This is a genomic window from Streptococcus sp. C300, from assembly GCF_000187645.1.
Lineage (GTDB): Bacteria > Bacillota > Bacilli > Lactobacillales > Streptococcaceae > Streptococcus > Streptococcus oralis_CQ.
Genome location: NZ_GL732466.1, coordinates 439,760 through 448,092, shown reverse-complemented (window position 1 = coordinate 448,092; position 8,333 = coordinate 439,760). Strand labels below are relative to the sequence as shown.

General features: G+C 43.0%; 7 protein-coding genes and 2 pseudogenes. 4 read left to right on the top strand and 5 right to left on the bottom strand.

Annotation, left to right across the window (positions count from 1 at the left end; all coding sequences use genetic code 11):
• From HMPREF0849_RS02195 to HMPREF0849_RS02185, 3 genes are all read left to right on the top strand, one after another.
• On the top strand, positions 1-584 hold a 584-nt coding region (locus tag HMPREF0849_RS02195; RefSeq protein ID WP_033605349.1), incomplete at its 5' end, for a tRNA pseudouridine synthase A.
• The gene (locus tag HMPREF0849_RS02190; protein WP_000794789.1) at positions 574-1,347 is read left to right on the top strand and encodes a bifunctional hydroxymethylpyrimidine kinase/phosphomethylpyrimidine kinase; all 774 of its coding nucleotides are present in this window, start codon (positions 574-576) and stop codon (positions 1,345-1,347) included. The genes HMPREF0849_RS02195 and HMPREF0849_RS02190, both read left to right, overlap by 11 nt.
• A complete protein-coding gene (locus HMPREF0849_RS02185) occupies positions 1,325-1,786 on the top strand; it encodes an ECF transporter S component (RefSeq protein ID WP_000814995.1) in 462 nt (153 codons plus the stop codon). Before HMPREF0849_RS02190 ends, HMPREF0849_RS02185 begins: the two co-directional genes overlap by 23 nt.
• A gap of 40 nt (positions 1,787-1,826) precedes the next feature.
• On the opposite strand, the gene HMPREF0849_RS02180 is transcribed toward HMPREF0849_RS02185, so the two are convergent.
• The 4 genes from HMPREF0849_RS02180 to HMPREF0849_RS02165 all read right to left on the bottom strand — a co-directional run bounded on the left by HMPREF0849_RS02180 (position 1,827) and on the right by HMPREF0849_RS02165 (position 6,578).
• On the bottom strand, positions 1,827-2,909 hold the full coding sequence (locus HMPREF0849_RS02180) for a M24 family metallopeptidase (RefSeq protein ID WP_000040920.1): 1,083 nt from the start codon (positions 2,907-2,909) through the stop codon (positions 1,827-1,829).
• A 127-nt stretch (positions 2,910-3,036) separates the two neighbouring features.
• Positions 3,037-3,819, bottom strand: a complete 783-nt coding sequence (gatD, locus tag HMPREF0849_RS02175; RefSeq protein WP_000263183.1) for a lipid II isoglutaminyl synthase subunit GatD — start codon at positions 3,817-3,819, stop codon at positions 3,037-3,039.
• The gene (gene murT / locus HMPREF0849_RS02170; protein ID WP_000770033.1) at positions 3,819-5,162 is read right to left on the bottom strand and encodes a lipid II isoglutaminyl synthase subunit MurT; all 1,344 of its coding nucleotides are present in this window, start codon (positions 5,160-5,162) and stop codon (positions 3,819-3,821) included. The genes gatD and murT overlap by 1 nt, the downstream gene beginning before the upstream one ends.
• Before the next feature lie 99 nt (positions 5,163-5,261).
• Positions 5,262-6,578, bottom strand: coding sequence for an FAD-containing oxidoreductase (locus HMPREF0849_RS02165; RefSeq protein ID WP_000958918.1), 1,317 nt, complete (start codon positions 6,576-6,578; stop codon positions 5,262-5,264).
• A gap of 349 nt (positions 6,579-6,927) precedes the next feature.
• Between HMPREF0849_RS02165 and HMPREF0849_RS02160 the strand changes: the two are divergent.
• Positions 6,928-8,208 (top strand): annotated as a pseudogene (locus tag HMPREF0849_RS02160) (DEAD/DEAH box helicase); the annotation flags it as partial.
• Here HMPREF0849_RS02160 and HMPREF0849_RS10645 read toward each other — a convergent pair.
• Positions 8,199-8,333: pseudogene (locus HMPREF0849_RS10645) on the bottom strand (TVP38/TMEM64 family protein); the annotation flags it as partial. The pseudogenes HMPREF0849_RS02160 and HMPREF0849_RS10645 sit on opposite strands and share 10 nt — an antisense overlap.

Below are 8,333 nucleotides of genomic sequence, written 5' to 3'. Positions count from 1 at the left end.
TCCATGCTCTGGAACAGGTCATTCATTTTGATCTGCCCTATCAGATGGATGAGGAAAAACTCCGTTTTGCTCTGGATACTCAGTCACCAGAAGATATCGATGTGATTTCGATTGAGATTGTGGCGGATGATTTTCATTGCCGTTATGCAAAACATAGCAAGACCTATGAGTTTATAGTAGATAGGGGGCGTCCTAAAAATCCCATGCGCCGTCACTATGCTACTCACTTTCCCTATCCCCTCGATGTGGAGCGGATGCAGGAGGCTGTCAAGAAATTAGAAGGAACCCACGATTTTACCGGTTTTACAGCATCTGGAACCAGTGTAGAGGACAAGGTTCGGACCATTACAGAAGCCAGTCTTAGTGTTGATGAGACAGGGCAGTTTTTGACTTTTACCTTTTCAGGAAATGGATTCTTATATAAACAGATTCGTAATATGGTGGGGACACTGCTCAAAATCGGAAATAATCGAATGCCAGTTGAGCAGATTGACTTGATTTTGGAGAAGAAGGACAGGCAGCTAGCAGGTCCAACGGCTGCACCGAATGGCTTGTATTTAAAGGAGATTCGTTATGAAGAATAATCGTATTTTAGCCCTTTCTGGGAATGATATTTTTAGTGGTGGTGGTTTATCAGCTGATCTTGCCACCTATACCTTAAACGGCTTGCATGGCTTTGTAGCAGTGACTTGTTTGACAGCCTTGACAGAGAAGGGGTTTGAAGTCTTCCCTACAGATGATACTATTTTTCAACATGAGTTGAATAGCTTACGTGATGTCGAGTTTGCAGGGATTAAGATTGGCCTTCTTCCTACTGTCAGTGTGGCTGAGAAGGCCTTGGACTTTATCAAGCAACGTCCAGGAGTGCCTGTGGTATTGGACCCCGTTTTGGTCTGCAAGGAAACGCACGACGTGGCTGTTAGTGAGCTCTGCCAAGAGTTGATTCGTTTTTTCCCTCATGTCAGTGTGATTACGCCAAATCTTCCTGAAGCAGAATTGTTAGCGGGTCAAGAGATCAAAACATTGGAAGATATGAAAACTGCAGCGCAGAAATTGCATGATTTAGGAGCGCCAGCAGTTATTATCAAGGGAGGCAATCGCCTCAGTCAGGACAAGGCAGTGGATGTCTTTTATGATGGACAAACTTTCACTGTTCTAGAAAACCCAGTCATTCAAGGCCAAAATGCGGGTGCAGGATGTACCTTTGCCTCAAGCATCGCCAGTCACTTGGTTAAAGGGGATGAACTTTTACCAGCAGTAGAGAGCTCGAAAGCTTTCGTTTACCGTGCTATTGCACAAGCAGATCAATATGGAGTAAGACAATATGAAGCAAACCAAAACAACTAAAATCGCCCTTGTATCCCTCTTAACCGCCCTTTCTGTGGTTCTAGGTTATTACTTGAAAATTGGAACGCCAACAGGAATATTGACTCTCTTGGATGCAGGTATTTTCTTTACTGCCTTTTACTTTGGCAGTAAAGAAGGGGCCGTCGTTGGAGGACTAGCAGCTTTTCTGCTTGACCTTTTATCAGGCTTTCCACAGTGGATGTTCTTTAGCTTGGTAAACCATGGCTTGCAAGGATTTTTTGCAGGTTTTAAAGGGAAATGGCAATGGCTAGGCCTTGTCTTGGCTACTATCGTCATGGTAAGTGGCTACGCTCTGGGCTCAACTCTAATGAATGGCTGGTCAGCAGCCTTGCCAGAAATCCTTCCAAACTTCCTACAAAATACCTTGGGAATGGTTGTGGGATTTGTAGTCTTTCAGAGTGTTAAGAAGATAAAATAAAAAAGTCAGCTTCAATAGCTGACTTTTTGCTTGTCTATATTTAATCAAAATAAAGCAAATCTTTTCTGGTGCTTGTAAAGAGGTCAAAGCCATCCTTGGTAACAACACCGCAGTCTTCGATACGAACACCGACTTTACCAGGGATATAGATACCAGGTTCAACAGAGAAACACATGCCTTCTTCGATGACCATGTCGTTTCCCTCCATGATAGAAGGGAATTCGTGGACATCCATACCGATACCGTGACCGAGACGGTGGTTGAAGTACTCACCATAACCAGCTTTTTCAATGACTTCACGTGCAGCGCGGTCAACTTCATGTGCAGTCACACCTGGCTTGATGAAGTCAAGGGCAGCTTGTTGGGCTTCAAGGGTCAAGTTATAGATATCTTTCTTGAATTGGTCAGGTTTACCGACAGCGACTGTACGAGTCATATCTGAGGCGTAACCATTGACCATAACACCCAGGTCAAAGAGGAGAAGGGCGTCTTTTTCGACCTTGTTTGCACCAGGAATTCCGTGTGGATTTGCAGCATTGTCACCAGTCAAAACCATGGTATCAAAACTCATTTCATAGCCTTCACGTTTTAAGGCGAAGTCGATTTGGGCGATGATATCTGTCTCTGTTTTATCAAGAGAGATACTGTCAAAACCAACTTTTACAGCTTTATCGGCATAGAGACCTGCAACCATCATTTTTTGTACTTCATCAGCTGATTTGATGAGGCGCATGCGTTGGATGCGAGGAGTGAGGTTTTCAAACTCAGCAGTTTCAAAGACAGTTTTCAAACCATGGTATTTGGTCAAGATGAGATTATCAAACTCAACAGCGACACGTTTGAAATCGTGCTGTGGCAAGGCATTTTTGATTTTTTGCCATGGATTTTCAGAATCCACATAGCCTACAACTGGGAAAGAGACAGTGCTGCTTGCACGCTCAATCTCAAGGGCTGGGACAAAGAGGAGAGGTTCCTGATCCGCTAGAATAAAGAGGAACATTTGGCGTTCATGAGGGTCACTGTAAAAACCAGTGAGGTAATTGATAGTGACGGGGTCAGATACGACAGCGACATCTAGTTTTTCTGATTCAAGATATGTTACGATTTGTTGTAATTTAGACATATGCTACCTTCTTTCTACCCCTCTATTTTGGCAAAAAAAGAGAGAAAATGCAAGAGAGAAGGGTAAAAGAACAGGCAAAAAGAACTCCTACAAGATAGTGGAGTTCTTTTATCTATTTTTCCTTAGTTTAAGAAAAGTCTGCCTTGCTTTTCACGTCGCTGTATTCTTCAGCGATTTCTTGACTGAGAATGTCTTCATAGGCAGGGAGTTGGATATCCTGACCGTATTTTTTCCGGAGGGCAGTAGTGACTAGGCGATAAGCTAGATTGGCATTACGAGAGAGGATAGGTCCGTGGAAGTAGGAACCAAAGACATTCTTATAATGAACCCCTTCGCCGACCTTTTCTTCATTGTTTCCATTTCCATAGACAACCTGACCCAGAGGTTTTTGGTCATCAGAAAGGAAGGTACGACCTTGGTGATTTTCAAATCCATAGTAGGTTTCATCGAAATCTTCATTGTAAATCTTGATGTCACCGATAAAGCGATTATTGGTCTGGTTGAGGGTGTAGTGGCCCATGACACCGAGCCCTTCGATACGTTTGCCTGAAGCCTCAACATAATATTGGCCCAATAGTTGGAAACCACCGCAGATGGCTAGAACTACGCCGTCGTTTTGGATGTAGTTGTCAATGCTCTCTTTTTTAGCAGGAAGGTCTCCAGCGATAATACTTTGTTCAAAGTCTTGACCACCACCGAAAAAGGCAATATCATAGTGATTTTCATCAAAGTCATCATGGAGAGAAACGATGTCAACTGTCACATGGGCTCCCAGTTTTTCAGCCACATACTTGAGCATGAGGATGTTTCCATTGTCCCCGTAGGTATTCATGAGGTTTCCATAGAGGTGGGCAATATTGAGCTGATAAGGGTAATTGCTAGCTTTTGAGGAAAGTGAAGTATAAACCATCAGTTCATCTCCTTTCTAACAATCTGACGACTTGCCAGTAGTTCGCGGAATTCAAGCATAGCAGTATAGGTAGCCAGGATATAGGCATGTTTGCAGTCTTGGTTCTCAATGGTCTTGAGAACCTGTTCCAGATTGCTTGTTTCAGTGATTTTCTCAGCTGGGTATCCTGTCACCCGTAGACGACGTGCGATTTCAGAATGACGAACACCACCAGCGTTGATTTCAGGAATGTCCATGTCAGTGACTTGTTCAAAGTCAGCATCCCAAATCCAGCTAGTATCAATCCCATCAGCATAGTTGGCATTAAGGAGAACAGATAAACTAAATGGATAAGGAGCTAGTTTGATCATCTCGATAGCTTGGGTAGCGCCAACAGGATTTTTAATCAAGACGAGGGTACATTCTTTATCACCGATATGGAAGGTCTCCTGGCGCCCGAATACAGCGCGGCTCTTGTCAAATCCTTGCTTGATCCGTTGCGAATCTGCGCCAAGGAAACGGGCGATGGCAACTGCAGCTAGCGCATTGTAGATGTTGTAAAGTCCACCGATTTGGATACCGTATTCTTGTCCGTCAATGACAAAACGAGAGCGATTGTTGGTTAATTCAACCAGTTCTGTCAAACGATAGTCTAGATCAGGTCGTTTGCAGCCACAATTTTCACAGATATAGGCACCCAAGTTGGCATAGGTATTGTGCTCATATTTGAGAATGCCTTGACAGTCAGGACAGAGGATTCCTTCGGTATTGTAGTGAGCTAGTTTGGCTGGTCCTTTTTCCAAGTCAAAACCAAAATACTCTACAGGATTTGGAATAGCTGGCTTGTAGAAAAGTGGACTGTCACCATTGAGGAGAACAGTAGCCGTAGGCACCTTACGAATGGCATCCAAAATCATGTTATAAGTTGTGTAAATTTCACCGTAGCGGTCCATCTGATCACGGAAAATATTAGTAATCACAAAAAGGCTTGGATGGATGTAGTCACAGATACGAGATAGACTGGCCTCGTCAATTTCTAGAACGGCAATGTTTTTCCCAGTTTTAGAGGATTTGGCCGTCAAGAAGGTTGTCGTTATCCCTGTGATCATATTGGCGCCACTAGGATTGGTCAGAACCTGACCATAAACTTCTTTTAAAATGCCGACAGTGAGAGCAGTTGTCAGGGTTTTCCCGTTGGTTCCAGTGACCACGACAATCTCGTAGTTCTTAGCTAGATTTTGTAAAATATCTTTATCAAATTGAAGGGCGAGTTTTCCTGGGAGCGTACTTCCGCGGCCAAGACGGCTTAAAACGAAGTGGGAAGAACGCCCAGTAAGAAGGCCCAAAGTAGTTTTTAATTTCATGTTTCTATTATATCATAAAAGAGGGAAAAGACAGATTTGAGATTTCGCAGAAACAAAAACAGCCCAAAGAGGGCTGTTGGCTAACAAATCAGTCTCAACTTAAATCGCAAACAAGTCATTCAAGTTCTCAGCCAAAGTTGGGTGAGTGAAGATTTGTTTTGTGAAGTAAGTATAAGGGATTTTGTTGTCCATCGCAACAGTGATGATATTGATGATTTCTTGAGAGCCTTCTGAGAAGATGCTTGCACCAAGAATTTCTTTTGTTTCAGTATTGACAACAGCTTTGAAGGCACCGCGAAGATCTCCATTTACGTGACCACGAGGCATGGCAGCAACAGGGATTTCCTTCACTGCATATGGAAGTTTCAAATCTGCTGCTTGGCTTTCAGTCAAGCCAACTTGTGAAAGTGCAGGTGTGATGAACATGGTGTTTGGAACATTGAGACGGTCTTCAAGAGTGTAGCTACCATCTCCAGCAAGGTAGCTATAGACAACACGGAAGTCATCAAGTGAGATGTAGGTAAATTGAGGTCCACCGTTGACGTCTCCAACTGCGAAGACACCAGGAACGTTTGTTTGACAATGTTTGTCTACTTTAATAGCACCACGTTCAGTTAGTTCAATATCTGTATTTTCAAGTTGAAGTGGTTCTACGTTTGGTTTACGTCCAGTTGCGTAGAGAAGGGCATCGAAACGGTAAGTTTCGTTTTCAGTTACGACAAGGACTTGGTCACCGTCGTTTTTGATTTCAGTAGTACGGATGTTTTGAAGCAATTCAATACCGTCTTCTTCCATGTATTGTTTAGCAAGAGCTGCGATGGAAGGTTCTGCACGAGGTAGGAAAGCATCCAAGGCATCTAGGACTGTAACTTTGCTTCCAAGTTTGTTGTAAAGACCTGCAAATTCAAGACCGATATTTCCGCCACCAAGGACACCAAGTTTTTCTGGCAATTTGTCCAAGTTTTGGATACCTGTCGAGTCAAAGACATTCTTACTTGTAGCAAGTCCAGGGATTGGCAAGACGTTTGAAACGGCACCGGTATTGATAACGATAATTTCAGCAGTCAGTTCTTGTTTTTCATCACCTGCTTGGATTTCGATGACTTTATTTGAAAGGAAGTGAGCTTCCGCATCAAAGATATCCACACCTGTACCAGCAACAGTAGCATAGTTTTTACCATTGAGGCGACTAGTGATAGTATTTTTGGTAGCAATGACATCTTCAAAAGACAAATCTTTCTCAGCAGCAACTAGCAAGGTTTTAGTTGGGATACATCCGATGTTGATACAAGTTCCACCGTACATAGCTTTGCTACGTTCAACGAGGGCAACTTTTTTGCCAGCTGAAGCTAATTTACCAGCTAGTGTTTTCCCGGCTTTACCAAATCCAATAACGATTAAATCATATGTTAACATTTATAGTCCTCCTATTCGATTTTCATTCTAGCATAAGAAAACACTTTTTGCACAAATCTGCTACGGGAAATGGAGTGAGTTTGAAATGCTCCCTTCAAATCCTTTGAAAAACCAGTTTCGGGCTACTTTACTGCTAGAAAATCGTTTACATGATTTTCCTTAAGGATTCTACTATCTTTTGCCTCTCTCTTGTGTTATACTAGATAGGTTGCAAAGAAACCAGTACTTTTCTTTCGTGGAAAAGAAGCAACATGGTATCTCTTTTTTGTAGAAGATACGTCATGAAAAGAAAAGTATAAACTAAAGCCCTATAGGGTGGCTTCGCACCACCTTTAGAAAGAAGAATAACGTGAAATTTAATGAATTTAACTTGTCTGCTGAATTGCTAGCAGAGATTGAAAAAGCTGGATTTGTAGAAGCCAGTCCTATCCAAGAACAGACCATTCCCTTGGCTCTCGAAGGAAAAGACGTTATCGGTCAAGCTCAGACAGGTACAGGAAAAACTGCAGCCTTTGGCTTGCCAACCCTTGAAAAAATCCGTACAGAAGAAGCGACCATCCAAGCCTTGGTTATCGCTCCAACTCGTGAACTCGCTGTCCAAAGCCAAGAAGAACTCTTCCGCTTTGGCCGTAGCAAAGGAGTGAAAGTTCGCTCAGTTTACGGTGGTTCCAGCATTGAAAAACAAATCAAGGCCCTTAAATCTGGTGCTCACATCGTGGTAGGAACACCAGGCCGTCTCTTGGACTTGATTAAACGCAAGGCCTTGAAATTACAAGATATTGAAACTCTGATCCTTGACGAAGCGGACGAAATGCTCAACATGGGCTTCCTTGAAGACATTGAAGCCATCATTTCCCGTGTCCCTGAAAATCGTCAAACCTTGCTCTTTTCAGCAACCATGCCAGATGCTATCAAACGTATCGGTGTTCAGTTTATGAAGGACCCTGAGCATGTCAAGATTGCTGCCAAGGAATTGACAACAGAATTGGTGGATCAGTACTATATCCGTGTCAAGGAACAAGAGAAATTTGATACTATGACACGTCTCATGGATGTGGAACAACCAGAACTTGCTATTGTATTTGGTCGTACCAAACGCCGTGTAGATGAATTGACTCGTGGACTTAAAATTCGTGGCTTTCGTGCAGAAGGAATTCATGGTGACTTAGACCAAAATAAACGTCTTCGTGTCCTTCGTGATTTTAAAAATGGGAATCTTGATGTTTTGGTTGCGACAGACGTGGCAGCACGTGGTTTGGATATCTCAGGTGTGACCCATGTCTACAACTACGATATTCCACAAGATCCTGAAAGTTATGTTCACCGTATCGGTCGTACAGGTCGTGCTGGTAAGTCAGGTCAATCTATTACTTTCGTAGCACCAAATGAAATGGGCTACCTTCAAATCATCGAAAACTTGACTAAGAAACGCATGAAAGGCTTGAAACCAGCGACAGCTGAAGAAGCCTTCCAAGCTAAGAAACAAGTAGCACTCAAGAAAATCGAACGAGACTTCGCAGACGAATCCATTCGTGGGAACTTTGAGAAATTTGCTAAAGATGCTCGTAAGTTAGCAGCAGAATTTAGTCCAGAAGAATTGGCTATGTATATCTTGAGTCTGACAGGCCAGATCATCATAAAGATAAAGAACCGCTCGAAACGATTGCCCTTATCTAGCCAACCGATATACTTGTCATAGGTGCGCTTGCTGACGACGGACTGGACGAAAGGCAGCTCCATAGAGACGGACGAGGT